Origin of the sequence: Streptomyces mirabilis, from assembly GCF_039503195.1 — a bacterium.
Classification (GTDB): domain Bacteria; phylum Actinomycetota; class Actinomycetes; order Streptomycetales; family Streptomycetaceae; genus Streptomyces; species Streptomyces mirabilis_D.
In genome coordinates this window covers 10,235,963-10,261,989 of sequence record NZ_JBCJKP010000001.1, presented here as the reverse complement: position 1 = coordinate 10,261,989, position 26,027 = coordinate 10,235,963, and the positions used below count along the sequence as shown (strand labels likewise).

General features: G+C 71.4%; 21 protein-coding genes and 1 pseudogene. 9 read left to right on the top strand and 13 right to left on the bottom strand.

Annotated elements, in window-relative coordinates; all coding sequences use genetic code 11:
• Position 1 precedes the first annotated feature (1 nt).
• Both AAFF41_RS46630 and AAFF41_RS46625 read left to right on the top strand, forming a co-directional pair.
• On the top strand, positions 2 to 1,558 hold the full coding sequence (locus AAFF41_RS46630) for a 2-oxo acid dehydrogenase subunit E2 (protein ID WP_319749943.1): 1,557 nt from the start codon (positions 2 to 4) through the stop codon (positions 1,556 to 1,558).
• 5 nt (positions 1,559 to 1,563) lie between these two features.
• Entirely contained in the window at positions 1,564 to 1,839 is a 276-nt protein-coding gene (locus AAFF41_RS46625; protein ID WP_319749944.1) for an acyl carrier protein, read from the top strand.
• Positions 1,840 to 2,025: 186 nt separating this feature from the next.
• Here the strand turns inward: AAFF41_RS46625 and AAFF41_RS46620 are convergent, their stop codons facing one another.
• A complete protein-coding gene (locus AAFF41_RS46620) occupies positions 2,026 to 2,700 on the bottom strand; it encodes a CBS domain-containing protein (RefSeq protein ID WP_319749945.1) in 675 nt (224 codons plus the stop codon).
• 116 nt (positions 2,701 to 2,816) lie between these two features.
• Here AAFF41_RS46620 and AAFF41_RS51970 point away from each other — a divergent pair.
• Positions 2,817 to 3,205 (top strand): annotated as a pseudogene (locus AAFF41_RS51970) (DUF1918 domain-containing protein); the annotation flags it as partial.
• Positions 3,206 to 3,318: 113 nt separating this feature from the next.
• Positions 3,319 to 4,194 (top strand): universal stress protein, encoded by an 876-nt coding sequence (locus AAFF41_RS46615; RefSeq protein WP_319749976.1) that lies wholly within the window; start codon positions 3,319 to 3,321, stop codon positions 4,192 to 4,194.
• Positions 4,195 to 4,530: 336 nt separating this feature from the next.
• On the opposite strand, the gene AAFF41_RS46610 is transcribed toward AAFF41_RS46615, so the two are convergent.
• From AAFF41_RS46610 to AAFF41_RS46595, 4 genes are read right to left on the bottom strand one after another with little or no spacing between them, the layout of a single operon-like run.
• Positions 4,531 to 5,412, bottom strand: a complete 882-nt coding sequence (locus tag AAFF41_RS46610) for a universal stress protein (protein ID WP_319749946.1) — start codon at positions 5,410 to 5,412, stop codon at positions 4,531 to 4,533.
• 52 nt (positions 5,413 to 5,464) lie between these two features.
• Complete coding sequence (locus tag AAFF41_RS46605) at positions 5,465 to 5,794, bottom strand: universal stress protein (protein WP_319749947.1); 330 nt, start codon at positions 5,792 to 5,794, stop codon at positions 5,465 to 5,467.
• A gap of 28 nt (positions 5,795 to 5,822) precedes the next feature.
• Positions 5,823 to 8,453, bottom strand: a complete 2,631-nt coding sequence (ppdK, locus tag AAFF41_RS46600; RefSeq protein ID WP_343325973.1) for a pyruvate, phosphate dikinase — start codon at positions 8,451 to 8,453, stop codon at positions 5,823 to 5,825.
• A gap of 21 nt (positions 8,454 to 8,474) precedes the next feature.
• The gene (locus tag AAFF41_RS46595; RefSeq protein WP_319749950.1) at positions 8,475 to 9,383 is read right to left on the bottom strand and encodes a universal stress protein; all 909 of its coding nucleotides are present in this window, start codon (positions 9,381 to 9,383) and stop codon (positions 8,475 to 8,477) included.
• A 198-nt stretch (positions 9,384 to 9,581) separates the two neighbouring features.
• Here AAFF41_RS46595 and AAFF41_RS46590 point away from each other — a divergent pair, with 198 nt between their 5' ends.
• The 3 genes from AAFF41_RS46590 (at position 9,582) to AAFF41_RS46580 (ending at position 11,573) form a co-directional block, all read left to right on the top strand.
• Positions 9,582 to 10,046 carry a Crp/Fnr family transcriptional regulator gene (locus AAFF41_RS46590; RefSeq protein ID WP_319749951.1) on the top strand — a complete coding sequence of 155 codons (465 nt, stop codon included), beginning with the start codon at positions 9,582 to 9,584 and terminating at the stop codon, positions 10,044 to 10,046.
• A 28-nt stretch (positions 10,047 to 10,074) separates the two neighbouring features.
• The gene (locus AAFF41_RS46585; RefSeq protein ID WP_319749954.1) at positions 10,075 to 10,737 is read left to right on the top strand and encodes a CBS domain-containing protein; all 663 of its coding nucleotides are present in this window, start codon (positions 10,075 to 10,077) and stop codon (positions 10,735 to 10,737) included.
• Between the two features lie 134 nt (positions 10,738 to 10,871).
• Complete coding sequence (locus AAFF41_RS46580) at positions 10,872 to 11,573, top strand: response regulator transcription factor (protein ID WP_319749955.1); 702 nt, start codon at positions 10,872 to 10,874, stop codon at positions 11,571 to 11,573.
• A 96-nt stretch (positions 11,574 to 11,669) separates the two neighbouring features.
• On the opposite strand, the gene AAFF41_RS46575 is transcribed toward AAFF41_RS46580, so the two are convergent.
• The 4 genes from AAFF41_RS46575 to AAFF41_RS46560 form a co-directional block, all read right to left on the bottom strand.
• Positions 11,670 to 13,430, bottom strand: coding sequence for a sensor histidine kinase (locus tag AAFF41_RS46575; protein ID WP_319749956.1), 1,761 nt, complete (start codon positions 13,428 to 13,430; stop codon positions 11,670 to 11,672).
• A gap of 231 nt (positions 13,431 to 13,661) precedes the next feature.
• Positions 13,662 to 14,171, bottom strand: coding sequence for a flavodoxin domain-containing protein (locus tag AAFF41_RS46570; protein WP_319749957.1), 510 nt, complete (start codon positions 14,169 to 14,171; stop codon positions 13,662 to 13,664).
• A gap of 26 nt (positions 14,172 to 14,197) precedes the next feature.
• Positions 14,198 to 14,929: a CBS domain-containing protein gene (locus AAFF41_RS46565; protein ID WP_343325972.1), complete on the bottom strand. Its 732-nt coding sequence runs from the start codon at positions 14,927 to 14,929 to the stop codon at positions 14,198 to 14,200.
• A gap of 12 nt (positions 14,930 to 14,941) precedes the next feature.
• Positions 14,942 to 17,635 (bottom strand): bifunctional acetate--CoA ligase family protein/GNAT family N-acetyltransferase, encoded by a 2,694-nt coding sequence (locus AAFF41_RS46560; RefSeq protein ID WP_319749959.1) that lies wholly within the window; start codon positions 17,633 to 17,635, stop codon positions 14,942 to 14,944.
• A 170-nt stretch (positions 17,636 to 17,805) separates the two neighbouring features.
• Here AAFF41_RS46560 and AAFF41_RS46555 point away from each other — a divergent pair, with 170 nt between their 5' ends.
• Positions 17,806 to 18,537 (top strand): universal stress protein, encoded by a 732-nt coding sequence (locus AAFF41_RS46555; RefSeq protein WP_343325971.1) that lies wholly within the window; start codon positions 17,806 to 17,808, stop codon positions 18,535 to 18,537.
• A 15-nt stretch (positions 18,538 to 18,552) separates the two neighbouring features.
• Here AAFF41_RS46555 and AAFF41_RS46550 read toward each other — a convergent pair whose 3' ends face one another.
• Genes AAFF41_RS46550 through AAFF41_RS46535 form a run of 4 tightly spaced genes read right to left on the bottom strand, consistent with a single transcriptional unit; the run spans position 18,553 to position 25,138 of the window.
• Positions 18,553 to 20,931 carry a glycoside hydrolase family 65 protein gene (locus AAFF41_RS46550; protein WP_319749961.1) on the bottom strand — a complete coding sequence of 793 codons (2,379 nt, stop codon included), beginning with the start codon at positions 20,929 to 20,931 and terminating at the stop codon, positions 18,553 to 18,555.
• 2 nt (positions 20,932 to 20,933) lie between these two features.
• Positions 20,934 to 21,677 (bottom strand): HAD family hydrolase, encoded by a 744-nt coding sequence (locus tag AAFF41_RS46545; RefSeq protein WP_319749962.1) that lies wholly within the window; start codon positions 21,675 to 21,677, stop codon positions 20,934 to 20,936.
• Positions 21,674 to 22,690, bottom strand: coding sequence for a type I glyceraldehyde-3-phosphate dehydrogenase (gene gap / locus AAFF41_RS46540; protein ID WP_343325970.1), 1,017 nt, complete (start codon positions 22,688 to 22,690; stop codon positions 21,674 to 21,676). The genes AAFF41_RS46545 and gap overlap by 4 nt, the downstream gene beginning before the upstream one ends.
• Positions 22,691 to 22,738: 48 nt before the next feature.
• Positions 22,739 to 25,138: a phosphoketolase family protein gene (locus tag AAFF41_RS46535; protein WP_343325969.1), complete on the bottom strand. Its 2,400-nt coding sequence runs from the start codon at positions 25,136 to 25,138 to the stop codon at positions 22,739 to 22,741.
• Between the two features lie 83 nt (positions 25,139 to 25,221).
• Between AAFF41_RS46535 and ppk2 the strand changes: the two genes are divergently transcribed.
• Positions 25,222 to 26,025 carry a polyphosphate kinase 2 gene (gene ppk2 / locus AAFF41_RS46530; protein ID WP_319754042.1) on the top strand — a complete coding sequence of 268 codons (804 nt, stop codon included), beginning with the start codon at positions 25,222 to 25,224 and terminating at the stop codon, positions 26,023 to 26,025.
• The last annotated feature ends 2 nt before the right edge of the window (positions 26,026 to 26,027 follow it).

The window sequence follows — 26,027 nt, the reverse complement described above, 5'->3', positions numbered from 1 at the left end:
GATGACCGAGTTCACCATGCCCTCGCTCGGCGCGGACATGGACGAAGGCGTGTTGCAGGAGTGGCTCGTGGGTCCTGGCGACCGGGTGCGCAAGGGCGATGTCGTGGCGGTCGTGGAAACCGACAAGGCGGCCATCGAGGTCGAGTGTTTCGAGTCCGGCACCGTGGGACAGCTGCTCGTCCCGCCGGGAACCCGGGTGCCGGTGGGGACACCTCTCGCGGTGATCCAAGGCGAGGGCGCACCCGAGGAGCAGGCGAGGATCGCGGCGGAGCAGGGCTCCCCCCTGGCCGCCGAGACGGTCGCCGAAGTTCCCCATCGGGAGAGGGCCCGGGCGCCCAAGGGCGCCAAGTCTGAACAGGAGCCGCTTGCGCACGACGAGCGTCCGCGGTCTCGCCGGAAGGCAGTCCGCGAGCGGAAGCCGGTTCAGGAGCCAGTACGCACGAAGTCCCCGAAGAAGTCCGCCGGGCAGCCCGTACGCGCAACGGGCAGCCTCACGCACCCGCCGCCGCAGATGTCCCCCGAGGCCGAGTCGGCCCTGGGAGCCGGACCCCTGGTGCGGCACCTCGCGGCGCTGCGGGGCCTCGACCTGACGACACTGCACGGCACAGGACCCGGCGGACGGATCACCCGTGCCGACGTGGAGCACGCCCAGCCACCTCTTGCGCCCAGAGTGCGGGCTACCCCATACGCCAGGCGGCTTGCCCGTGACCTGGGCGTCGACCTGGCGGCACTGCGGGGCACCGGGGACGGCGGAGCCGTTCGAGCGGCGGACGTGCACACGGCTGTGCGCGCACGCGACGGGCGGCACGAACCGGGCGGGCCGGCCGAACGTCGTCGGGACGACGAGCAGCACCCGCACATCGCGGTGCCGACCGACAGCGGGGCGGAACAGCGTAAGGACACCATGCGCCGTGCCATCGCCGACCTCATGAGCCGCTCCAAACGGGAGATCCCCCACTACTACCTGTCCACCACCATCGACCTGACAGCGGCCGGGGACTGGCTGCGCCGGATCAACCGCGGCCGCCCACCCGCCGACCGCCTGGTGCCTGCGGCTCTCCTGTTGAAGGCCGCCGCCGTGGCGGCGCAGCAGGTACCGACCCTGAACGGCTACTGGCAGAACGACGGGTTCGTCCCCGGCCCCGCGGTGAACCTGGGTGTCGCGGTGTCGCTCCGGCAGGGCGGACTGCTCGCGCCGGTCATCCACGGCGCGGACACGCTGCCGCCCGACGCCCTCATGACGATCCTCAAAGACCTGGTCGAGCGCGCCCGCAGGGGAAAGCTGCGCGGCAGCGAGATGACCGGCGCCACCCTGACCGTCACCAACCTCGGTGACCAGGGCGTGGAGACCGTCTTCGGTGTCATCCATCCGCCCCAGGTGGCCCTGGTCGGCTTCGGCGCGGTCGTCGAGCGGCCCTGGGCCGCGAACGGCATGCTCGGCGTGCGTCCCCTGGTGACCGCGACTCTGGCCGCCGACCACCGGGCCACGGACGGTGCCGTCGGGGCCCGCTACCTCACGGCGGTCGACCGACTGCTGCAGAAACCGGAGGAGTTGTGAGTCAGATGAAGCCCCTGGACAACGCTGAGGCCATGGCCGTGGTCAAGGAGTCGATCACCCAGATCATCCCCGACGCGGACTTCACTCAGGTCGAACCCGACGACAAGTTCCGTGATGTTCTGGAACTCGATTCGCTCGACTTCCTCAGCCTGGTGGAGCTGCTGTCCGAGCGCACGGGAATCCGGATCGACGAGGAGGACTACCCGGAACTGACCACGCTGTCCGCTGCCACGCGGTTCCTGGTCGCCAGGTCGCAGGACAGTGCCGGCCCGGCGCGGTGAGTCGCCGGGGGCTCCCGTGGTGGTGCCGTGTCCGAACACCTTGCAGGCGTCCTCCCTACCTCGCTCAGCAGCTTCTGAACATCGACGACCGCGCCATCCAAGGCATGGGTACGCCTCAGCCGAGCACCCGTCAGGTCGCTGGTGAACCCCGGCAGGTTCGAAGCTGACCATCCATGACACCCCCGGTCAGGCGCCGCTGGAGGGACGCCGAGCGTCGTCCGTGCGATAGGCGATGTGGCTGGCGACCGAGACGACACCATCGACTCCGCGGCACAATTGTTCAATCACGGGGATCAGACCCCTGTACTCCACGACGCCACCGAGGGCAACCCGCCCGTCTCGTACCTCGACCGTCACCTCCGTCGGATCGATCCCCATGGTGTGCCGCAGCAGGTCGCCGGTGATCTCCTCACGGATGGCGTCGTCACGGCGCAGGAAGATCCGCAGCAGATCACCACGGCTGATGATGCCCAGGAGCCGGTCCGCCTCATCCACCACGGGCAGCCGCTTGACGTGCTGGGCCTCCATGAGGCGGGCAGCCTCGACAACGCTCCACTCCGGGCGCGCGCACACCGCCGGGGCCGACATGAGTTCCTCGGCGCGGGAGCCCTCGGCCTTGGCCCGCTCCCAGGCTTCCAGGTGCGGAACGGGGGTCCTGCCCGACGGATCGGCCTGATCGGCGCTCTTGCGCAGCAGGTCGGCCTCGGACACCACCCCCATGGGGCGGTCCAGATCGTCCACCACGGGCACGGCAGTGACATCGTTCTCCGCCAGGAGCCTGACGAGCTCCTTGAACGGCGTGTCACGCCGAGCCCGGACGACGCCCCGGGTCATGAGCTCATCGACCGTTCGGTGGTGCATGGTGCCTCCCGGATGCGAACCGCCCACCTCGCGGACGCGGAGTTCTCGGCCCGTGCGGCGGTCTGTCCCGCGGGGCAGGTTGGATACAGCACCATTCTGAGGAGAGGGCGGCGATCATGCGAGCTCACCTCGGCGACCAACTCGTCATCGAAGGTCCGACGACCGGCGCCGCCAGGCGCGACGGCGAGATCGTCGGCCTCCTTCACGAGGACGGAATGCCCCTACGACGTGCGCTGGTCGGACACGTACGAGGTGACGCTCGTGCGCCCCCCGGGCCGACGCGCACATCCACCACATGGAGAACGGAGAGCCCGAGGCCACGCACGACTCACGGCGGGACACCGCTGAGGCGGTGGCCGTGTCTCCGTCTGCCTCACCGAGCGGGGCAACCAACCCCGTCCGCATCGGCCGACGCGTGGCCGCCGAGCGCCGGAGACACGGGATCAGCCGGGAGGAAACAGCCCGCCGCGCCCGGATGTCGCCCGACCACCTCACCTACCTCAAGCCGACGGGCCGCCCGGTCCGGGAGCCGGTGGGTGTGTCGCGGCGATTCGCGAACGGTGCGACGGTGTTTACAGGGGGGCGCCCGACAGTCGGACGGAGAAGGCGGTGGCGATGATGGAACTCCCGCTGGTCGTGGGTATCGACGGATCGGACTCCAGTCTGCTGGCGGTCGACTGGGCGGTGGACGAGGCGGCGCGGCGCGGGCTGCCGCTGCGCCTGGTCCACGCCTCCCTGTGGGAGCGCTACGAGGGAGTCCGGCCGTCCTTCGGCACCGACCGTCCTGCCGAGCAGGTCATGGCAGAGCACATCGTCGCTTCCTGCGTGGAACGTGCCCGGCTGCGCAATCCCGAGGTCAAGGCGTCGGGCGAAGTACTGCCCGACGACGCCGTTTCCGCGCTGCTGCAGGCGGGGCCCGAGGCCTTCGCCCTGGTCACAGGCGTTCGTGGGCGGGGCCAGATCGCCGGGCTGCTGCTGGGGTCGGTCAGCCTCGCGGTGGCGGCTCGTGCCGTGTGCCCGGTCATCGTGGTCCGTGGCGCGGAGCGCAACCGCCAGGGAGTACTCGGCCGCGTCGTGGTGGGGGTCGGGGACCCGACCGGCAGCGCGAGCGCCGTGCGGTTCGCCGTGCGCGAGGCCGAGGCGCGCGGCTGCGACCTGACGGCCGTGCGAGCCTGGCGCAACCCGGCCAACGAGCCCGTGGACCACATGCTGATCGCCGACGACGCCGCCCGGCTGCGCGAGGAGCGGGCCTCGGCCGGCATCGACGACGCCCTGCGCGAGATCGAACAGGAACACCCGCGGGTCGATATCCATCACCAAACGGTCGAAGGCCCCGCCCACCACGTCCTGCTGGACGCGACAGCCGAGGCCGACCTGGTCGTCGTCGGCGCTCTGCGCCGCCACGGTCGCTTCGGTCTGCAACTCGGCAGGGTCGCCCACACCCTGCTGCACCACTCGGAATGCCCGGTCGCCGTCATCCCCCAGCCGGTCTGAGTCTCACCGCACGGGCTACGACCCCGCTGCCGAACAGCTGGCTGAATCGCTCTGCACTCCCGGCCATGGGTACACCTGGTCAACCTCCCGAACCGGCTGCTCCTCCGGTTCCGTGTGCGCCACGCCGCCTGCCAAACTGCGGGCTGTGTTCCGGCGTCTCGGGTACGACCTGGACGACATCCGGCGCAGACCGTGGAGTATCACCCGCAGCGCACCGTTGCCAGGTTGGCCGCCCGGGGACGTGGCGGGCGGCCTGTGGTATCGCGCCATGGCGGGCGACCGCGACCGCACGCGCTGCGCAGGCTCACTCACTCCTGACTGCCACCGTGTGTCCGGTCAGTCGTGCGGCACCACCGCCACCGGAGCGGCGGCATGGTGCAGCACCGCTTGCGTCACCGGTCCGATGTGCGGACCGACCGGCGTACGCCGGTTGCGACGCCCGACCACGACCAGTGCCGCGTCCCTGGAGGCGTCGACCAGGTGGGAGCCCGCGCTGCCGACCACCGCCTGCTCGTTCACCTCGACGCCGGGGAACTTCTCCCGCCAGGGCCGCAGTACCTCGATCATGTTGTGCCGGATCTGCGCGTGCAGTTCCGCGTTGAGGTCGAGGTCGAAGGCGCCGCCGTAGCCGTAGGAGGACGGCAGACTCCATCCGTGGACGACGCGAAGGTTCCGACCGCGCCGAGACGCGGCTTCGAACGCGAAACCGATCAGGGAACCGTCCGGGCGCTCCAGGTCGAGGCCGAGCACGACACCGCCCTTCGGGTGGTCGTCCGCGACACGTTCGCCGGATCGTACGAGGACGACCGGTCGCTCGGTCCTGGCCACGACGGCTAGTGCCACGGAGCCGACGATGAACCCGGTGACTCCGCCGAGGCCCCGGGACCCGAGTACCAGGAGATCGGCCTCCTCGGCGGCGGCCAGCAGCGCGGTGACGGGCTGCTCCGGGATCCGCTCGGCAGATATGTGCAGGCCGGGGTGGCGTTCGGCAAGGCGGGCGGCGGTCTCCCGCGGCAGGCGCTCGGCCCACTCGCTCCGCGGGTCGTCCAGGGGCGGCAGGGAGGCGCCCGCGAGCGGGGAGTACGTGTAGGGCTGCCACTGCCAGGCGTGCACGAGGCGCAGGGGCGCGTCGCGCAGCAGCGCCTCGTGGGCGGCCCAGTCTGCGGCTGCGAGACTCTCGGGCGAACCGTCCAGACCGACGGTGACGTTGCGGGACATGTGCGGACCTCCTCAAGGGGATGTGACTCAGTCTCCGGGTGGCAGGCTCACGTCAGGAGGGGCCGCAGGTCCCGGCCCGGGGCCGAACGGCCCCTCCGCACGTGCCCCGTTCTCCAACGCGTTCAGCGCCCCGACCGTGCTGAGCAAGCGCCTGGACCGGTCCGCCCTCGAAAGCGGAGGCCGTGACGGGCAGGCCGGGATGCCGCCGGCGTACTCGGGCCGCCGCGGACGCCAGGACCGGCCCGGCCTCGTCGAGGTCGGGCACGGCGTACACGATGTCCAGCAGAACGCCGCGCAGCACCGCTTCCTCGGCGGCCCGGTCCAGCGCCCTCACGGCGATGAGCGTGCCGTCCACGCCGACGGTCACATGACGGGTGGTCATGTCCTTCCCTCCCCTTGGTCGGTGTTGTCTAGGTGGCCGCGGACGCCCCGTCGGCCCGGTTCGCCAGTGACGCGCGGCCCGCTTCCAGGCGGGCGGCGGGAACACGGAACGGCGAGCAGGAGACGTAGTCGAGGCCGGTGTCGTGGAAGAAGTGGATGGAGTCCGGGTCGCCGCCGTGTTCGCCGCAGACGCCGATCTTCAGGGTCGGGTTCGTCGCGCGGCCCTCCTCGACGGCGATCCGGACCAGTCGGCCGACGCCTTCCCGGTCGAGGGTCTCGAAGGGCGAGGTGGCGAAGACGCCCTGGGCGAGGTAGACGGGGAAGAAGGACGCCTCGACGTCGTCACGGGACAGTCCCCACGCCGTCTGCGTCAGATCGTTGGTGCCGAAGGAGAAGAAATCGGCGGCCTCGGCGATCCGGCCGGCGGTCAGCGCGGCACGGGGCAGTTCGATCATCGTGCCGATGGGGCAGTCGACCGTGAGTCCGGAGGCCTTCGACACCTCCGCGAGTACGCGCTCCGCGGCCGCCCGTACGAGCCGCAGTTCCTCGACCGTGCCGACCAGCGGAACCATGATCTCGGCCCGGGGGTCTCCTTCGTCCCGCAGCCGCTCCACGACGGCTTCGGCGATCGCCCGTACCTGCATCTCGACCAGCCCGGGGACGACGAGTCCAAGGCGCACGCCGCGCAGCCCGAGCATCGGGTTGCTCTCGTGCATGCGCTCCACGGCGGCCAGCAGGCGCCGGTCGTGCGCGGTGGGGTGGGTGGCGACACGGACGGCGAGTTCGGTGCGGTCGGGCAGGAACTCGTGCAGCGGTGGGTCGATCAACCGGATCGTCACCGGCAGCCCGTCCATCGCGGCCAGGATGCCGGCGAAGTCGGCCCGCTGGAGCGGCAGCAGCGCGTCCAGGGCGGCGCGGCGCCCGGTCTCCTCCTCGGCGAGGATCATCGCCTCGACCAGGCCGCGCCGCTCGCCGAGGAACATGTGCTCGGTGCGGCACAGGCCGATCCCCTCGGCTCCGTAGCGGCGGGCACGGGCCGCGTCCTCGGGGGTGTCGGCGTTGGCCCGCACCCCCAGGCGGCGTACGGAGTCGGCGTGTTCGAGAGTGCGGGCCACCGCGTCGGTCAACGCCCCGTCGCGTTCCCCGGTGTCCAGGAAGCGGCCCACCGGCGAGTCGGTCAGCGGCAGTGCCCCGAAGTGGACCGTGCCCGCCGTGCCGTCCACGGAGATCACCGTGCCTTCGGCGAGCACGGTCCGGTCGGGGGCGGTGAGCGTCCGTGCCTCGACGTCCACCGTCAGTTCCTCGGCGCCGCACACGCACACCTTGCCCATGCCGCGCGCCACCACGGCCGCGTGGCTGGTCTTGCCGCCACGGCTGGTGAGCACGGCCTCGGCCGCGACCATCCCGGGCAGGTCGTCGGGGGTGGTCTCCCGGCGTACGAGGATTACCTTCTCCCCCGTCGCGGCGCGCCGCACCGCCTCGGCCGAGTCGAAGGCGATCGCTCCGACTGCGGCGCCGGGGGATGCAGGGACGCCGTGGGCGAGCGGCTTCGTCTCGACGTGTGCTTCGAAGCGGGGGAACATCAGGCGGGCGAGCTGTGCGCCCGAGACCCGGGCGAGCGCTTCGTCCTCGCCGATCAGTTCCTCGTCGACGAGTGCCTCGGCGATACGGAAGGCGGCCTCGGCCGTACGCTTGCCGACCCGGGTCTGGAGCATCCAGAGCGTGCCCCGCTCGATGGTGAACTCGATGTCGCACAGGTCGCGGTAGTGGTGCTCCAACGTGCTCATGTGGTCGATGAGTTGCCGGTACGAGGGCGGGTCGAGCCGTTCCAGTTCGGCGAGTGGCACGGCGTTGCGGATGCCGGCCACGACGTCCTCGCCCTGGGCGTCCTGCAGGTAGTCGCCGTACACACCACGGGCACCGGTGGCCGGGTCGCGGGTGAAGGCGACTCCCGTGCCGGAGTCCGGACCGAGGTTGCCGAACACCATGACCTGGATGTTGACGGCGGTGCCCAGGTCGTCGGATATGTGTTCGCGGCGGCGGTAGAGGCGGGCGCGCTCGCTGTTCCACGAGCGGAAGACCGCCCGGATCGAGCGGTACAGCTGCGCGCCGGGGTCCTGCGGGAACTCCTCGCCCGTCGCGTCCCGGATCACCTGCTTGTAGTCCTCGACGAGCCGGGCGGGGTCGTCGCTGCTCCCGCGCCGGTCGAACAGTTCCGGGGCGATGCCGAGCACCGTGCGGCCGTACATCTGGAGGAGGCGGCGGTACGAATCCCACGCGAAGCGCTCGCTGCCGGTGGCCTTGGCGAGTCCGAGGACGGATGCGTCGCCGAGGCCGATGTCCAGGATCGTCTCCATCATCCCGGGCATCGAGAACTTGCCGCCCGAACGCACGGACAGCAGCAGGGGGTTGTCACGGCTGCCCAGCTCGCGTCCGGTGCGTCGTTCCAGCTCCACCAGTGCGTGCGCGACCTGGGCGGCCAGTTCTCCCGGTTCCTCGCCGGTGGCCAGGTACTCCCGGCAGGCGTCGGTGGTGACGGTGAAGCCGGGCGGTACCGGCAGTCCCAGCCGGGTCATCTCCGCCAGGTTGGCTCCCTTGCCGCCGAGCAGGTCCGCCATGTCACGGCCGCCCTGGGAGAACTCGTACACGTAGTCGGCCATCTGTCTCATCCTCCGGGCTGTTCAGGCGTGCGGGACGACGGCGACGGGGCAGGGCGCGTGGTGCAGTACGGCGTGCGCGACGGAGCCGAGGTGGGTGCCGAGCCGGGTCTCGCGCACCCTGCGACCCACCACGAGGAGGGCGGCGCCGGCCGAAGCGTGGATCAGCTCGCCGGCCGCCCGCCCTTCGGTGACGGTTTCGGTCACGGCGACCTCGGGGAACTTCTCGCACCAGGGGCGAAGCGTCGCGACCACGGCGCCCTCGTGCTCGGCGAGCAGCTCGGGGCCGTTCTCGGGGGCGAGCCTGTCGATCGCCGCGTAGGCGGGCGGACCGCTGAAGACATGGACCACGCGCAGCGGGGTGGCACGGCGTCGGGCGGCGTCGAAGGCGAACTCGATCAGTTCGTCGCAGGGCCGGGCCGTGTCTAGGCCGAGCACGACCTCGCGGTACGGGGTCTCGGGTATCTCGTCGGGGGAGATTCCGTCCACCGCCGAGAAGTGCTCGTCGGCGGTGCACTCCCCCGCCCGCACCAGCACCACGGGGCACAGTGACCTGGCGACCACCCGCTGTGACACCGATCCGGTCAGGAAGCCCGCGACGCCGCTGATCCCGCGGGAGCCGAGGACCAGCAGATCGGCCTCTTCGGCCGCCGCGAGCAGGGCCCCCACCGGCGCGTCGGCGACCGAGTGGGTGATGACCTGCAGGCCGAAGTGTGCGGCGCGCATGCTGTCCGACGTCTGCGCCAGCATGTCCTCGGCCCAGGACCGCTGCGACATGTCCGCGGGGACGCTCGGGGCCGGCCGCGGCTGCCACTCCCAGGCGTGCACCAGGCGCAGTGCCGTACCCCGGCGCATGGCTTCCCTGGCCGCCCAGTGCGCGGCGGCCAGGCCCTCGGGAGAACCGTCGATCCCCGCGGCGACGTGTCGAAGCATGGTCCGCACCTCCTGCGTGCATGCCGGTGGATACCTCTTCTCCCATCGAGCCTGATACCGGGCCGTGCCCGGGTGCAGGGGCCGGGCAGGCCCTTCCGAGGGGCCCTTCGGCCCATGGTGGAAGGGGGGCCGGGAGCAGAGATTGGAGGTGGCAGGGTCGCGCTCCTGGAAGAGGAGCTCGAGGAAGAGGACACGATCATGAACGCTTCCCCCACTTCCAGCATGCTGCGGGCATTGCCCGCCGAGCACGGCGAGCGGCTCATGCACGTCGCCCGGGAGGTGTCGTTCCCGCTGGGAACCCGCCTGTTCGAGGAGGGCCGGCGAGCGGACCGGTTCTGGATCATCCGTACCGGCACAGTGGCGCTCGACATGCGCGTGCCCGGCCGCCGTGCGGCCGTCATCGAGACTGTCGGGCACAACGAACTCGTAGGCTGGTCCTGGCTGTTCGGACCGCACACCTGGCACCTGGGCGCCGAGGCCACGAGCCCGGTGCGCGCGTACGAGTTCGACGCCGAAGCCGTCCGCGAGATGTGTCAGGCCGATCCGGCGCTGGGAATGGCCGTGAGTCAGTGGGTGGGAGACACGGTCGCCCGCCGACTGCGGTCGGCCAGGACCCGGCTGTTGGACATGTACGCGCCCTACGGCAGCGGAAGTCTCAGTTGACCACGTCGCAATCCACCGAGGAGTCACCGTGCACGGCACCCCGCACATCGTCAGCGACGTGATGACCCACACCGTCGCCGCCATCGGCCGGAAGGCCAACTTCAAAGAGATCGTGCAGTTGATGGAGCAGTGGAAGGTCAGTGCACTGCCCGTCCTGGAGGGCGAGGGCCGGGTGATCGGCGTGGTCTCGGAGGCCGATCTGCTCCCCAAGGAGGAGTTCCGCGACAGCGATCCGGACCGGCACACGCAGCTGCGGCGGCTCTCCGATCTCGCCAAGGCCGGCGCCGTGACCGCCGAGGACCTGATGACGGCCCCGGCCGTCACCGTCCAGGCGAACGCGACTCTCGCGCAGGCCGCACGGACCATGGCGCACGCCAAGGTCAAGCGGCTCCCCGTCGTCGACGCCATGGGCCTGCTGGAAGGCGTCGTCAGCCGCGGCGACCTTCTGAAGGTGTTCCTGCGGGGCGACGAGGACATCGCCGAGGAGGTGCGCCGCGAAGTGGTGTCGTATCTGTTCCGTGCGCCGTCGGCACCCGTGCGGGTACAGGTGCAGGACGGGGTCGTCACCCTCACCGGGCGTGTCCGGGACACCGCGTTGGTGCCCGTGGCCGCGCGCCTGGTGCGGTCCGTCGAAGGTGTGGTGGACGTCGAGTTCGAACTGACGGGGCCGTCCGGGCAGCAGGAGCGGTGACCGGCGGTCGATTCCAGGACCGCTCTCAAGTTGGGCCGGTCGGCCCTAGTGCGTTCGGCCCCGGAGCGTGATGATCGTCGTCACAACCCGCTCGTGGTCCGCAGTCCACCACTGAAACTGAACAAGGGGTCGTCATGGCCGAGGCGCGCACCTTCACGGAACAGAACCCCATCCGGGTCTTCCTGCTGGACGACCACGAGGTGGTGCGCCGCGGTCTGGCCGATCTCCTGGGAGCCGAGCCGGACATCTCGGTGGTCGGCGACGCGGGCAGCGTCGAGCACGCGCTGGTGCGCGGCCCCGCGCTGCGGCCCGACGTGGCCGTCCTGGACGTACGCCTGCCGGACGGCGACGGGATCAGCGTCTGCCGGGAGCTGCGCAGCCAGATGCCGGAGCTGGCCTGTCTGATGCTGACGTCGTTCGACGACGAGGAGGCCCTGCTCGACGCGATCATGGCCGGAGCCTCGGGGTACGTGCTCAAGCAGATCAAGGGCTCCGACCTGGTCGCGGCGGTCCGCACCGTGGCTTCCGGCCAGTCGATGCTGGACCCCACGACGACGGCCCGGCTCATGCGGTCCCTGCGCGCGGACCCCACCGAGGCCCCGGCACTCGCTCCCGAACTCGCCGGCCTCTCGCCCCGCGAGCGCGACATCCTCACGCTGATCGGGGACGGGCTCACCAACCGTGAGATCGGCAAGAAGCTCTACCTGTCCGAGAAGACGGTGAAGAACCACATCTCCCGGCTGCTGGCCAAACTAGGCGTCCAGCGCAGGGTCCAGGCGGCGGTCCTGGCGAGCCAGTTGGAGCACCCCGACACCGTCGACCACCAGACCCGCTGACCCCGGAAGTGCTCTTCAAGGGGCGCGGTGACCTGCGCGACCAGCCCCCGTCACCCGCAGCCGACGGGCACCGGACGCACAAGGTCACCGGCAGTCTCAGCCGTTCGCGGGACCGGGCCCCGGACCCGCGCTGGGTACGCGCACCGGTACCCGCCACACCAGCCGTGTGCCACCGCCCTCGGGCCGTTCGCCGAGCGTCAGTACGCCCCCGAGGGCGAGGGCCCGCTCCCCCATGTTCTTCAGCCCGCTGCGCCGTACGTCACCCGACACCCCGCAGCCGTCGTCCGTCACGGTGAGCGTCAACTCGCCCCCGGCGCACTGGAGTCGGACGTCGACGGCGTGCGCTCCGGAGTGCCGGGCCGCATTGCTCAGCGCTTCACCGAGCACCGCGACGGCGTGGTCGGCGACGTCCCCGGGAACATCGGTCTCGACGAGCCCCTCGATCCGCAGCGCGGGCGCGAACCCGAACGACGTGGTCGCGGCCGTGACCGCCTCGGAGACCCGGCCGCGCAGGCCGTTGCCCTCCCGGCCGGCCCCGCCGTGCGTCCGCAGACCGAAGATCGTGGACCGGATGATCTTGATGGTGTCGTCGAGGTCGTCGACGGTCCGTGTCAGTCGCTCCATGCCCTCGGCATGCTCCATGAAACGCTGGGCGCTCTGCAGTGTCATGCCGGCCGCGAAGAGCCGCTGGATGGCGAGGTCGTGCAGGTCCCGGGCGATGCGGTCGCGGTCCTGGAGCAGCGCGATCTGTTCCGCGTCCCGCCGTCGCTCGGCCAGCTCCAGCGCCAGTGCGGCCTGGTCGGCGAACCCGAGCAGTGGTCCGGTGTCCACATCCCCGAAGGGGGCGCCGCCCTGGACCCGCCCGAGCAGCAGCACTCCCCGAGCCTTCCCGCTGGTACCGAGCGGCACCGCCACGACGGGTCCGAGCTCGGCCCACTGGGCTTCGCCCTCGCCCGCACGGGCGTCGCGTGCGATGTCGGCGCTGACCACAGGCTCCGCGGAGCTCAGCGCGGCTCCGACGAAGCCGTCCCGGGCCGACATCACCAGGCCGCCGCGCTGCTCCGCGCCGAGCCCGACGGCCAGCGCGGGCCGCAGCGCCTCCTCGCCGGGTACGCTCTCCGCGATCATGCCCATGTCCGCGGAGACGATCTTCCGGGCCTCGTCGACGATGAGCTCCAGCACCTCCGCGCTCGGCGCGCCGGTGAGCAGGACGCTGGTGACTTTCCCGCTGGCCCGCTGCCAGCGTTCGCGAAGCCTGGTCTCCTCGTACAACCGCGCGTTCTCGATGGCGACGCCGGCGGCCACGGCCAGCGTCGACAGCACGGACTCGTCCTCCGCGTCGAACTCCCGCTCGTTGCGCTTCTCGGTGAGGTACAGGTTCCCGAAGACCTCGTCGCGCACCCGGATCGGTACGCCGAGGAAGGAATGCATCGGCGGATGGTGGGCGGGGAAGCCGTACGACTCGGGGTGCTCGCAGAGCTCCGGCAGCCTCAGGGGCACCGGATGCCGGATCAGCTCTCCGAGGAGCCCGTGCCCGCTGGGCAGCGCCCCGATCTCGGACCGCCGCTCCTCGTCGATGCCGACGGTGATGAACGCGGACAGCTTCCGGTCGCCGCCGATCACACCCAGGGCGCCGTACTCGGCGTCCACCAGGACCACCGCGGCCTCGACGATGCTGCGCAGCACCTGGGGCAGGTCCAGCTCCCGTCCGACGGACAGGACGGCCTCCAGCAGGCTGTGCAGGCGGTCCCGAGTGCCACGGACGGCGTCGATGCGTACCTGCAGCTCGCCCAGCAGTTCGTCGAGGCGGAGCTTCGGCAGATGCTGCTCGGACCCCCCACGCGTATCCGCGCCCATCGCTTCCTCCGGCCCATCAAGCGGACAAGACCGCGCACCAGTTCGCCTGCGCTCACGGTACTGCCTGAGAGGCCTCGGCAGCACCACGCTCTGCTCCGACGACGGGAATTGAACGTAGTTCCGCCCATCGGGCCGCCGTCGGGTTCCTGTCCGGTCGCGTCACGCCTCAGGTCGGCGTGAGGGCGCAACCGGAATGGTTCCGGTCACGCCCGGTCCCGAAGCGGCACGGGTTCAAGCCGACCGCAGCCCGGACGCCAGTTCGCTTCCGATGTCCGTGGCCCACGCCTCGATCCGCCCGAAGTCACGGAAGTCCCCGCCCTTCCCGGAGGAAACGATCTTCCGGGCGACGAATCCCTTTGCCCCGTCCTCCAGGCAGCCCCCGAACGTGACGTGCGCACGGACACCGAGCCGGGTCATGACCCGCCGCACACCGGGGACGGGCGGAATGTCCTTCTCGGTGGCCGAGGCGTCGAGCGGACCGCTGCTGAAGAACCACAGCGGACGCCCGGCGAGCACACGGCCGTGCCGACGGACGAAGCGGCGGGCGTCCTTGTGCCAGCGCCCCGCATACAGTCCACCGCCCACGACCACGGCGTCGTACGACTCGACGTCCGTCACCGAGTGAGCGGGCACCGCCTCGGCGGGTACGCCCCCCTTGCGCAGGACATCCGCGATGGTCTCCGCGATCCGTGCCGTCGATCCGTTCGTCGTCCCATAGGCGACAAGCACCTTGGTCGGCATGGCGGTACCCCTCCTCTCGCCCTGCTTCACAGCTTGCGCAGCCATTCCTCGGTGACACCGTGCAGAGCCGGCTCGTCGGGCCGCAGGCGCGAGTCGTCCAGTCGGTAGGTCAGCCTGTCGACCACCGCGACCACTCCGTCGATCCGGTCGGTCATGGAGGCGGCGATCTCCGCCTCACTCCTGCGCTCCACATGGCCGGTCAGCGTCACGACCCCCTCGTACACAGCGACCTCGACGGTCGAGGGGCTCAACCACAGCGTGCGGACCAGCACCTCGTCGATCACCTCGCGGCGGATCACGTCGTCCGGCTGCAGGAAGACCTGGATCAGGTCGCGGCGGGTGACGATGCCGACGACCCGGTCCTCGTCGTCCACCACCGGCAGCCGCTCCACGCGGCTGCGCGCCATGGTCCGGGCGGCCTCGGCGATGGTTTCGTCGGCGTGCACGGTGACCGGTGGCACGGACATCAGCTGTCCGGCCGTCCGTGCGTGCCCCTTCGCGGCTTGCCGTCGGGCTCCGCGGGTCAGCCCGGTGAACCGGAAGCGGCGCGGCGTCTCGTAGGGGGCAGGGACGCCCGCCTGCCGGACCATGAGGTCGGTCTCGGAGATCACGCCAAGGACCTTGTCGTCCTCGTCGATCACGGGCAGCCCGCTGATGCGGTGCTCGGTGAGCAACCGTGCCACTTCCTTGAAGGGAGTGCCGTACCGGGCCGTGACGACCTCCGTGGCCATCACCGATCCGACCTTGTTCTGCCTCATGTCTGTTCCTCCTCAGCGCAGTCGGCGCAGATAGGGGTCCTGGGCGCGGCGCGGGAGCAGGCGGACGCGTGCGTCGAGCACGGTGACCGCGGCGGGTGTCGCCAGGACAGGGTTGAAGTCGGCCTCGGCGAACTGCGGCAGGTCGCCCGCCATGCGGGACAGCCGCAGCAGGAGCTGTTCGAGGCCCTGGAGATCGGCCGGCCTGCCGCCGTGCGCGCCGAGCAGCAGGGGCGCGCAGCGCGGCGCGGTGATCAGGTCGTGCACGTCGTGGTCGGTCAGTGGGGCGAGGCGGGCGGCGTGGTCGGCCAGCACCTCGGTCGCCGTGCCGCCGAGCCCGAACAGCACCAGGGGGCCGAAGACGTCGTCCTGCACCACGCCCGCGAACAACTCGGTGCCGCGCGCGGCCAGCGGCTGGACGACGACCCCGGTCATGAGTCCGGCGAACCGGGTCTCGAAGTCCCGGAAGGCGGCGCGTACTTGGGCGTCGCCCTGGAGGTCGAGATGGATCGCGTGCTGTTCGGTCTTGTGGACCAGGCCGGGCCAGTGGGCCTTCATGACCACGCGGTCGTCGGCACCGCGCAGCCGTTCGGCGGCGATGACGGCGTCGTCCTCGGTCTCGGCCCAGGCCCATGGGAGTTGCGGAATGCCGTAGCAGGCGAGGAGTTCGGCGCAGGTGCGCGGGTCGAGCCAGCCACCGTCCGGATGTGCGGCGAGGTAGGTCTCGGCGACCGTGTGCGCCGAGGCCGTGTCGACCTCCACCAGCTCCGGGATCGTGCCCACCGGCCGGTTCAGCCAGGCCGCACGACGGGCGGCGTGCGCCAGGGCCCGTGCCGCCGCGACCGGTTCGGCGTACGAGGGGACGGCGCCGCCCTCCCGCGCGGGCAACAGCTTGACCGGCAGGTCCTGCTCCAGACGTACGACGGCGACGGGCCGTTCCCGCCGTCCGGGGCCTTCGGTGACGGCGCGGACCAGGTCGTCGCCGGTCGCCACGGCGACGGCGGTGGGGACGAGGGCCAGCAGCACGGTGTCGATGCCCGGGTACCGCAGGAGCCGGTCCACGCAGTCCCTGAGCTGGTCCTCCGTGACGGCCGCCGTGGCGTCGACGGGGTTGCCCACGGCCGCCCCTTCGGGCAGCACGGCGAGCAGGTCGTCGATCAGTTCGGGGGTGGGGGCGGGCAGCGTCAGCCCGGCCTCGGCGCACGCGTCCGCCGCGAGGACACCCGCACCGCCCGCGTTGGTGACGATCGCCACGCGGGTCCCGGCCGGGAGCGGCTGGGCGTGCAACAGGGCGGCGGTTTCGAGGAGTTCGCCCACCGAGCGGGTTGCGGTGATGCCCGCCTGGGTGAACAGCGCCTGTCGGGTCATGGTCCAGGTCGCGGCGGCCGCGGTGTGCGAGGCGGCGGCACGGCGACCGGCCTCGGTACGGCCCGCGTCGACCGTCAGAACGGGCATCCGGCGGGTCACCCGCCGGGCGGTGCGGGAGAACGCCCTAGGGTTGCCGAAGGACTCCAGGTGCAACAGGGCCAGGTCGGTGCGACCGTCGCTCTCCCACCACTGGAGCATGTCATTGCCGCTGACGTCGAACTTGTCGCCGAGCGACACGAAGGTCGAGACACCGATGCCGAGCCGGGACAGCCCGTCGAGCAGGGCGATGCCCACGCCGCCCGACTGTACGGCGACGCCCGCCGTGCCGGGGCGCGGGTGATCGGCCGCGAAGGTGGCGTCGAGGCGGAGCCTCGGGTCGGTGTTGGAGATACCGAGGCAGTTGGGGCCGACCAACCTCATGCCGTGGGTACGGCACGCGGTCATGAGCGCTTCCGCCTGGTCGGGGTCGAGGCCGGTCGTCAGCACGAGCAGCGCCCGTACGCCGACCTTGCCGCACTCCTCGGCCGTGGCGGGCAGGGCGTCCGCGGGTATCGCGAGGACCGCGAGATCAGGGACCTTGGGCAGCGAGCTGACCGATGGATAGGAAGGCACACCGAGGACCGAGGAGACGTGGGGGTTCACCGCGAAGAGCCGTCGGGTGAAGCCCCCCGCGTGCAGATGGTGCAGGAGAGCCCGCCCCACCGATCCGGGCCGGCGTCCGGCGCCGACCACGGCGACCGCGTCGGGGCGCAGCAGCGGTTCCAGGCTGGCCACGTCGGCGGCCCGGCCACGGGCCTCGACGGCCGCGAGGTAGGTGTCGTCCTCGTCGAGCGCGATGGTGCAGCGCACCTCCGGACCCTCGAAGCGGCGTCCGACACGCAGGCCCAGGTCGGTGAAGAGCCGCAGCACCTCGTAGTTCTCGCTGAGCGCGTCGGCGGTGAACGTGGTGACACCGTCCGCACGCGCGGCGGAGACGAGGTGTTCGACGAGGAGGGTACCGACGCCCCGGTGGTGCAACCCGTCGGCCACGGCGATCGACATCTCGGCCGTCTCGGGGTCGTCGACGGTCTCGTACTCGGCCAGGCCGATCACCCGGCCCTGCGTCTCGGCGAGCAGCGCCCGGTAACCGGGGCGGGCCGGCGCCGCGGCCCGGTCGGCGGCCAGGTCGGCGGAGCGGCGGCTGGCTGCGAAGAACCGCAGCCGGAGGTGCTCCGGTGACATCTCCTCGTAGAGCCCTCGCAGCTGGTCGTGGTCACCGGGCCGCACGGACCGTATGCACACGGTGGTGCCGTCCGCGAGCAGCGCGTGCACGGCGGGGCGGTCGCGCTCGTCGTCCGTCATTTCGGACCTCCTCAAAACCTCTCGACCCTTCGAGCATCCAGCGGTGCGCGGCCCCGCCCCAGGGGCTGGTCGGGTGCGCCGCATGGGCCGGTCGGCCCCTGTGCCGTGGGCCGGTCCACAGCAGAGGGTGGGCACCCTGGAATCCCGTACGCATGGAGGGACGAACTGCCATGACCGAGCCGATCGTTGTCGGGGTCGATGCCTCCGCGCCCAGCAGGGCGGCGGCCGAGTGGGCGGCGGGGGACGCGCGGCTGCGCGGACTGCCGTTGCGGATCGTGCACATCGACGGGGCCGAACCGGCCGGAGGGGCCGCCGCGAAGCTGCTCTCGCTGGGCTCGCGGGCCGCGTGCACCGTTCTCGGGCTGCGCGACGAGGACCGTGTCCCTGGGCCGGGCGTGGGTTCCGTGGGCCATGAAGTGGCGGCCCGCTCGGATCTGCCGGTGGTGCTGGTGCCGGGCGGCGGCCATGGCCATAGGGGCGGCGAGTGGCGTACGGGCCAGGTGGTTCTGGGCGTGGATGCCCGCGACCCGGTGAGCGCCGTCGTGGACTTCGCGTTCGATGCCGCCCGGCGCCGCGGTGCCCGGCTGCACGCCGTGCACGCCTGGCGGCTGCCCTCCCGCGCCGAGCCGTGGATGCCGTACGCGCTGCCGGAGGAGGACCGGGGCGCATGGGAGGACCAGGAAGTACAGCTGCTGTCGGACGCGCTGCGGCCGTGGCGGGAGAAGTATCCGCAGGTGGACGTCTACGAGGACGTCCGCCTGCTGAGCCCGTCGGCCGCCCTGCTCCAGTCGTCGGCCTCGGCGGAACTCCTGGTGGTCGGCCGCGCGGGCCGGACGCTCGGCCCCACTGTGCGGGGCGTGCTGGAGCACACCGAGTACCCGGTGGCCGTGGTGCCGCACTGATGCGCAGGCGTACGGTCACCGGTCCGGCAGGCTGAGGGAGCGGGATTCCCCGGGCGCCACGGACACCGTGCGATCCGCGAGGGCGATGTGGATCGGGTCCCGGTCGGAAGCGGGCACGACGATCCTCAACTCATCGGCTCTCAGACGCAGTTGTACCCCACGGTGGCCGCGGTAGCGGATCGCGAAGCCATACTCGGAGAACTCAGGGAGCGGCACCGGATCCAGCCGCAGCAGGCCTCCCCTGATCTCCAGACCGGTCAGGCAGCGCTGGACGAGATCGAGGGTGCCGGCCATGGCGCCGAGGTGGATGCCCTCCCCCGTGGTGCCGCCCTGCAGATCGGCGATGTCCCCGGCCAGGGCCTCGTGCACGAACGTCCACGCCTCCGCGCGCCGCGCCCGGGCCAGCACCCACCCGTGCACCACGCTGCTCAGCGTCGAGCCGTGACTCGTGCGCCGCAGGTAGTGGTCGACGGTGCGCCGCCAGACGGTCTCGTCCACCTCGTGCCCCAGCCTGCGGAACAGCCCGCCGAGCTCGGCGGGCGAGAAGAGGTAGCCCAGCATCAGGACGTCCGCCTGTTTGGACGCCTGGTAGCGGTTGACGCTGTCGCCCTCGGCCTCCAGAATCCGGTCGAGCCGCCGGATGTCGCCGTAGCGCCTCCGGTAGCCGTCCCAGTCCAGCTCCTCCAGTGCGCCGTAGCCCTCGAACTGGCTGATCACCCCGGCGTGGAAGGGCACGTACAGCTTCCGGGAGACCTCCTGCCAGTTCTCGAGTTCGGCCGCGTCGAGGCCGGTGCGCTCGCAGAGGTCCCGGCGCGGCAGTTCGGGCAGGTCGTACAGGACGTCGAGGGTGCGGGCGATCACCCAGGCCGCGGTGACGTTGGTGTACGCGTTGTCGTCGAGTCCCGGCCGCTCGGCGCCGGGGTAGGCGTCGTGGTACTCGTCGGGGCCGACGACGCCACGGATCCGGTACCGTCCGAGCGTCCCGTCGTACGCCGCGAGGCCGGCCCAGAAGCGGGCGATCTGCACGAGCATCTCGATGCCCTTGGTGTGCAGGAACTCGGTGTCGCCGCTCGCCTCGCAGTACTGCCACACGTTGTACGCGATCGCCGAGCCGACGTGGTGCTGGAGCCGGGAGTGATCCGGCAGCCAGCGCCCCGAGCGGGGGTTGAGGTGCAGTTGCTGGGTCTCCTCCCGGCCGTCGCTGCCGCTCTGCCACGGGTACATCGCTCCGGTGTGCCCGGCGTCGACCGCGGCCCGGCAGGCCTGTTCGAGGCGGCGGTGGCGGTAGGTGAGCAGGGCGCGGGAGACCTCGGGGAGGTGCAGGTTGAGGTACGGCAGGACGAACAGCTCGTCCCAGAAGACGTGTCCGCGGTAGGCCTCGCCGTGCAGTCCGCGCGCCGGGACGCCGACGTCCAGCTCCGCGGTGTGCGGGGAAAGCGTCTGGAGCAAGTGGAAGAGGTGCAGCCGCAGCACCGGGCCCGCGCTGTTGGGCACGTCCAACTCGGCGTTGCGCCAAAGCTGTTGCCAGGCCGTGCGGTGGGAGTCCAGCAGGGTCGCGAAGTCCGGAGCGCGGCCGACCCGGTCGAGCGCGGCGTGTGTCGGATCCTTGCTGGCCGGGTCGTGGGAGGTGTGCAGGGCGACCGTCTTGTCCACACATACCGTCCGGCCGTCGGCCAGGGAGATCCGCTGCAGCTGAGCGGCTCGCGCGTCCTCGTGTGCGTCCACGGTCCGGGCAGGTACGTCGGCGGCCGTGCGGGCCGCCAGGCCGATCCTGATGTCGGAGGCGCTGGTCCGGCACTCCAGCCAGATCGTGTCCGGCACCGCGGTGCCGGTCCGGACGTCCGTGAGGTGTCGGGAGGCGAGGGAGCGGTAGCGCTCCACTCCGGTGTTGGCGACCGTTCCGTCGAGCGCCGTCTCGACCTCGATCTCCCCGGACCAGCCCTGGGCCGTCAACTCCGTGCGCAGCAGGGCCAGATGGGGGTCGACCATGTGGACGAGGCGCACCTGCCGTACGGCGAGGCACCGGCCCTGTTCGTCCTCGTAGCGCAGCGTGCGTTCCAGCGTGCCCGCGCGCAGGTCCAGGGTCTGGCGGTGGTCGAGGACCTGGTGGGTGTCGGGCGTGAGCCAGCTCCCGGAGGCGGTGCGCAGGCGGAGTGGCAGCCAGTTGGGGAGGTTGACCATGTCCTCGTTCTCGACCCGGTGTCCGGCCACCTCCGAGGTGAGGCGGTTGTAGCAGCCCGCCGCGTAGGTGCCCGGGTAGTGGACGGGGTCCGCGGCGCACTCGGGAGCCGCGCCCCGGGTGGCGAAGTAGCCGTTGCCGAGGGTGCACAGCGCCTCGCGCAGCCGCTCCTGCGCGGGCTCGTAGCCTTCGTACACCCAGGTCCAGTCGGGCATCCTCAGTCCTCCTTCCCTGTGAGCAGCTCCGCGAGGTCGTCGACCACCAGATCCGCGCCGTGCTTCAGGAGGGCGGCCCGGGTGGCCGGGGTACGGGCGCGGTCGACGCCCACGACGAGTCCGAATCCGCCGCGTCGGCCGGCCTCGACTCCGGCGAGGGCGTCCTCGACGACGACGGCCTGTTCCGCGGGGACCCCGAGGCGGCGGGTCGCCTCCAGGAAGAGAGCGGGGTCGGGCTTGCCGGGCAGACCGAGCCGGGCCACCTCCCCTCCGTCCACCAAAGCGTCGAAGAGGCCACGTACTCCCGCCTGTTCGAGGAGTTCGCCCGCGTGCTGGGAGGCGGAGGCGGCGGCCAGCGGGATCCCGGCGGACCGCAGGGCACGCAGCAGGCGGACCGTGCCCGGGTAGGCGTCGACGCCCCCGTCACGCAGCCGATCGGTGAACAGCCGCTCCTTGTCGGCGGCGACGGCGCGGACCTCGGCATCGGAGGGCCGCAGTCCCCGGGCTTCGAGGAAGGCCGCGGCGCCGTCGAGGCGCGACTTGCCGTCGACGTGGCGCAGATAGTCCTCGCGCGGGTCGAAGGGGCGCTCGCCGCGTGGGCTCAGAAAAGCGTCGAAGGCCGTCTTCCACGCGGCGGCGTGCAGTCGCGCGGAGTCCGTGATGACGCCGTCGGTGTCGAGGACCACGGCCCGCGTCCCCCGCAGCGCGGGGGGTACGCGGACCGTGCCGCTCCGCTCCGAGTTCATCGGGCGTCGGCTACCAGTGCGGTGAGGTCGAGGAGCCGGTTGGTGTACCCCCACTCGTTGTCGTACCAGCCGAAGACCTTCACCAGGGTGCCGTTGGCCTGGGTCAGGGCCGGGTCGAAGACGCAGGAGGCGGGATCGCCGACGACGTCCCGGGAGACGATCGGCGCCTTCGAGACGCGGAGGATGCCGTTCAACGGGCCGTCCGCAGCCTCGGCGAAGGCGGTGTTGATCTCCTCTGCCGTCGCCGCCGTCCGCAGCACGACCGCGAGGTCGGTGAGCGAGCCGTCCTCGACGGGGACGCGCACCGCGATGCCGTCCAGGGCGCCGGCCAGCTCCGGTAGCACCAGCCCGACGGCGCGGGCGGCTCCCGTGCTGGTCGGGATGATGCTGAGGGCCGCCGACCGGGCCCGGCGCAGGTCCTTGTGCGGGCCGTCCAGCAGGGACTGGTCGTTGGTGTAGCCGTGGATGGTGGTCATCACGCCGCGGTCGATGCCGAAGGCCTCGTGGAGCACCTTGACCATGGGCGCGACGCAGTTGGTGGTGCAGGAGGCGGCGGACACGATCCGGTCGTTGTGCGGGTCGTAGGTGTCGTCGTTGACGCCCATCACGATGGTGGCATCCGCGTTCTTGCCCGGGGCCGAGAGCAGCACGGTGTGGGCGCCGCCCTTGAGGTGCAGGGCGGCGGCGTCGCGGTCGCGGAAGCGGCCGGTGGACTCGACGACGATGCCCGCGCCGTAGTCGGACCAGTGCAGGACGGCCGGATCACGTTCGGCGGAGACGGCGATGCGCCGGCCGTCGACGGTGATCGAGCTGTCGTCGTGGCTGACCTCCCGCCCGATGTGCCCGAACGTCGAGTCGTACTCAAGCAGATGAGCCAGGGTGGCGGGCGGCGCGATGTCGTTGACGGCGACCACCTCGACGTCCTGGGTGCCCGCCTCGGCACGGTCGAGTGCCGCGCGCAGATACGTGCGGCCGATGCGGCCGAAGCCGTTGATGCCGACGCGTACGGTCATGGCGATGAACTCCTTTGCGGGGTGAGGGATTTCGCCCGGGGTGGGGGGTCAGCCGGTCCAGGTCCAGTCGGCGACCTCGGGCAGGTCGGTGCCGTGTTCGCGGATCCAGGCGTGGTGGCGGGTGCGGGCGTCGGCCATCTGCTGGCGGACGGCGGCGGCGCGGACGCCGAGGCCCGGGACACGGTCGATCACGTCCATGACCAGGCGGTAGCGATCGAGGTCGTTGCGGACGACCATGTCGAACGGAGTCGTGGTGGTGCCCATCTCCTTGTAGCCGCGTACGTGCAGGTTGGCGTGGCCGGTGCGGCGGTAGGCGAGCCGGTGGACCAGCCAGGGATAGCCGTGGTAGGCGAAGATCACCGGCTTGTCGGTGGTGAAAAGGCCGTCGTACTCGAAGTCGGCCATTCCGTGCGGGTGTTCGTCGCGGGGCAGCAGCCGGGTCATGTCGACGACGTTGACGACGCGGACGGCGAGCTCCGGCAGATGGCGGCGGAGCAGGTCGGAGGCGGCCAGGATCTCCTGGGTGGGCACGTCACCCGCGCAGGCGAGGACGACGTCCGGTTCACGGTCTCCGTTCACCGAGCCCGCCCACTCCCAGATCCCGGCCCCACGGGCGCAGTGGGCGCGGGCCTGGTCCATGGAGAGCCAGTCGAAGCAGGGCTGCTTGCCCGCGACGACGACGTTGACGTAGTCGCGGCTGCGCAGGACGTGGTCCGCCACCGAGAGAAGGGTATTGGCGTCCGGCGGCAGATAGACCCGTACGACCTCGGGGCTCTTGTTGAGGACGTGGTCGACGAAGCCGGGGTCCTGGTGCGAGAAGCCGTTGTGGTCCTGACGCCAGACGTGCGAGGTGAGCAGGTAGTTGAGGGACGCGATCGGGGCACGCCACGCCAGTTCCCTCGACGTCTTGAGCCACTTGATGTGCTGGTTGACCATCGAGTCGACGATGTGCACGAACGCCTCGTAGCAGGAGAACAATCCATGCCGGCCGGTCAGCGTGTAGCCCTCCAGCCAGCCCTGGCAGGTGTGTTCGGAGAGGATCTCCATGACGCGGCCGTGCCGGTCCAGGTGCTCGTCCACCTGGAGGGTCTGCGCCTGCCAGGCCTTGCCGGTGGCGCCGAAGACGGCTCCCAGCCGGTTGGAGGCGGTCTCGTCGGGGCCCACCAGGCGGAAGTCCCGGCGGTGGGAGGTGTCCTTCATGACCTGTTCCAGGAGGTCGCCGAGTACCCGGGTGGGCTCGTGCAGGGTGGCGCCCGGTTTGTCGACGGGAACGGCGTAGCGGTCGAGGGACGGGATGGGCAGATCACGGACGAGCAGACCACCGTTGGCGTGCGGGGTGGCACCGAGCCGCTTCGAGCCGTCGGGTACGCAGGCGAGGACGTCGGCGACGGGGCGCCCCTCGGCGTCGAAGAGTTCCTCGGGACGGTACGAGCGCAGCCAGGCCTCCAACTGCCGCAGGTGTTCCGGGTTTTCGCGGACCGCGGCCAGCGGTACCTGGTGGGCGCGCCAGGTGCCCTCGACGGGCACGCCGTCGACCTCCGCCGGTCCCGTCCAGCCCTTCGGGGTGCGCAGCACGATCACGGGCCAGCGCACCCGCTCGGGCACGCCGTCCTCGCGGGCGGTGCGCTGCATCAGCGCGATGCTGTCCAGGGCCCGGTCGAACGCGTCCGCCATCGCGCGGTGGACCTCGTGCGGGTCGTCGCCGGCGACGTGGATCGGGTCGTGGCCGTAGCCGCGCAGCAGTTCGTCGAGTTCGGCCTCCGGGATCCGGGACAGGACCGTCGGGTTGGCGATCTTGTAGCCGTTGAGGTGCAGGATCGGCAGCACGGCGCCGTCGTGGACCGGGTCGAGGAACTTGTTGGAGTGCCAGGACGCGGCCAGCGGCCCCGTCTCCGCCTCGCCGTCACCGATGACACAGGCGACCAGCAGGTCCGGGTTGTCGAACGCGGCCCCGTAGGCGTGCGCCAGCGAGTAGCCGAGCTCACCGCCCTCGTGGATCGAGCCCGGGGTCTCGGGCGCGACATGGCTGGGCACCCCGCCGGGGAACGAGAACTGCCGGAACAGCCGCTCCATCCCGGCCGCGTCCCGCGAGACGTTCGGATACGTCTCGCTGTAGGTCCCCTCCAGCCAGGAGTTGGCGAGGACCGCGGGCCCGCCGTGTCCGGGCCCCCACACACACAACGCGTCCAGACCACGGGCCTTGATCACCCGGTTGAGGTGCGTGTGCACCAGGTTGAGGCCCGGTGAGGTGCCCCAGTGGCCGAGCAGCCGCGGCTTGATGTGCGCGGAGGTCAGGGGTTCGGTCAGCAGCGGGTTCGCGAGCAGGTAGATCTGGCCCACGGCAAGGTAGTTGGCGGCTCGCCAGTGGGCGTCCAGGGTGCGCAGTTCCTCGTCGGTCAGTACGGTGCTGTCCTGGTGTTCGACCTTGAGCTGTTCGGCCTTGGGCATGGTGACTCCGTAAGTCATCGAGGTGCGTCACGGGGCGTTTCGCGGGGCGGGCATCGGTGTGCGGATCGAGCGGAGGAGGCGGCATGGCCGGCGAGAAGACGGCGAAGGTGCCGATTGCGGTGTACGAGCGGGAGCTGCTGCGCCTGCAGACGGAGCTGGTGAAGCTTCAGGAGTGGGTGCGTACCGAGGGCGCCCGCCTCGTGGTGATCTTCGAGGGCCGGGACGCGGCGGGCAAGGGCAGCACGATCAAACGGGTGTCGGAGCTCCTCAACCCGCGCGTCGCACGGACCGTGGCACTGCCCAAGCCGACCGAGCGCCAGCGCACCCAGTGGTACTTCCAGCGGTACGTCGAGCATCTGCCCGCCGCCGGGGAGATCGTGCTGTTCGACCGGAGCTGGTACAACCGCGCCGGCGTCGAGCAGGTGATGGGCTTCTGCACGAAGGAGGAGCACCAGCTCTTTCTTCGCCAGTGCCCGATCTTCGAGCGAATGCTCGTCGAGGAGGGGATCCTGCTGCGCAAGTACTGGTTCTCGGTGAGCGACGCGGAGCAGCAGAGGCGGTTCCGGCGCCGGCTGAAGGATCCGACGCGGCGCTGGAAGCTGTCGCCGATCGACCTGGAGTCGATCACCCGCTGGGAGGCGTACTCCCGGGCCAAGGACGAGATGCTGGTGCACACGGACGTCTCGGAGGCGCCGTGGTACATCGTGGAGAGCGACGACAAGCGCCGGGCCCGCCTGAACATGATCGCCCACCTGCTGGGCTCCGTTCCGTACCACGAGGTGAAGCCACCGGTTCTCAAACTGCCGCCCCGGCCGCCGTCGACGGGCTATGTGCGCCCGCCGCGCGATCTGCAGACGTACGTCCCCGACCACGCGGCGACCCTCTGAGT

What these genes read in the sequence shown, in the direction of transcription:
- AAFF41_RS46630 (WP_319749943.1), top strand. Translation starts at nt 2, where the DNA reads ATGACCGAGTTCACCATGCCCTCGCTCGGCGCGGACATGGACGAAGGC.
- AAFF41_RS46625 (WP_319749944.1), top strand. Translation starts at nt 1,564, where the DNA reads ATGAAGCCCCTGGACAACGCTGAGGCCATGGCCGTGGTCAAGGAGTCG.
- AAFF41_RS46620 (WP_319749945.1), bottom strand. Translation starts at nt 2,700, where the DNA reads ATGCACCACCGAACGGTCGATGAGCTCATGACCCGGGGCGTCGTCCGG.
- AAFF41_RS46615 (WP_319749976.1), top strand. Translation starts at nt 3,319, where the DNA reads ATGGAACTCCCGCTGGTCGTGGGTATCGACGGATCGGACTCCAGTCTG.
- AAFF41_RS46610 (WP_319749946.1), bottom strand. Translation starts at nt 5,412, where the DNA reads ATGTCCCGCAACGTCACCGTCGGTCTGGACGGTTCGCCCGAGAGTCTC.
- AAFF41_RS46605 (WP_319749947.1), bottom strand. Translation starts at nt 5,794, where the DNA reads ATGACCACCCGTCATGTGACCGTCGGCGTGGACGGCACGCTCATCGCC.
- ppdK (WP_343325973.1), bottom strand. Translation starts at nt 8,453, where the DNA reads ATGGCCGACTACGTGTACGAGTTCTCCCAGGGCGGCCGTGACATGGCG.
- AAFF41_RS46595 (WP_319749950.1), bottom strand. Translation starts at nt 9,383, where the DNA reads ATGCTTCGACACGTCGCCGCGGGGATCGACGGTTCTCCCGAGGGCCTG.
- AAFF41_RS46590 (WP_319749951.1), top strand. Translation starts at nt 9,582, where the DNA reads ATGAACGCTTCCCCCACTTCCAGCATGCTGCGGGCATTGCCCGCCGAG.
- AAFF41_RS46580 (WP_319749955.1), top strand. Translation starts at nt 10,872, where the DNA reads ATGGCCGAGGCGCGCACCTTCACGGAACAGAACCCCATCCGGGTCTTC.
- AAFF41_RS46575 (WP_319749956.1), bottom strand. Translation starts at nt 13,430, where the DNA reads ATGGGCGCGGATACGCGTGGGGGGTCCGAGCAGCATCTGCCGAAGCTC.
- AAFF41_RS46570 (WP_319749957.1), bottom strand. Translation starts at nt 14,171, where the DNA reads ATGCCGACCAAGGTGCTTGTCGCCTATGGGACGACGAACGGATCGACG.
- AAFF41_RS46565 (WP_343325972.1), bottom strand. Translation starts at nt 14,929, where the DNA reads ATGAGGCAGAACAAGGTCGGATCGGTGATGGCCACGGAGGTCGTCACG.
- AAFF41_RS46560 (WP_319749959.1), bottom strand. Translation starts at nt 17,635, where the DNA reads ATGACGGACGACGAGCGCGACCGCCCCGCCGTGCACGCGCTGCTCGCG.
- AAFF41_RS46555 (WP_343325971.1), top strand. Translation starts at nt 17,806, where the DNA reads ATGACCGAGCCGATCGTTGTCGGGGTCGATGCCTCCGCGCCCAGCAGG.
- AAFF41_RS46550 (WP_319749961.1), bottom strand. Translation starts at nt 20,931, where the DNA reads ATGCCCGACTGGACCTGGGTGTACGAAGGCTACGAGCCCGCGCAGGAG.
- AAFF41_RS46545 (WP_319749962.1), bottom strand. Translation starts at nt 21,677, where the DNA reads ATGAACTCGGAGCGGAGCGGCACGGTCCGCGTACCCCCCGCGCTGCGG.
- gap (WP_343325970.1), bottom strand. Translation starts at nt 22,690, where the DNA reads ATGACCGTACGCGTCGGCATCAACGGCTTCGGCCGCATCGGCCGCACG.
- AAFF41_RS46535 (WP_343325969.1), bottom strand. Translation starts at nt 25,138, where the DNA reads ATGCCCAAGGCCGAACAGCTCAAGGTCGAACACCAGGACAGCACCGTA.
- ppk2 (WP_319754042.1), top strand. Translation starts at nt 25,222, where the DNA reads ATGGCCGGCGAGAAGACGGCGAAGGTGCCGATTGCGGTGTACGAGCGG.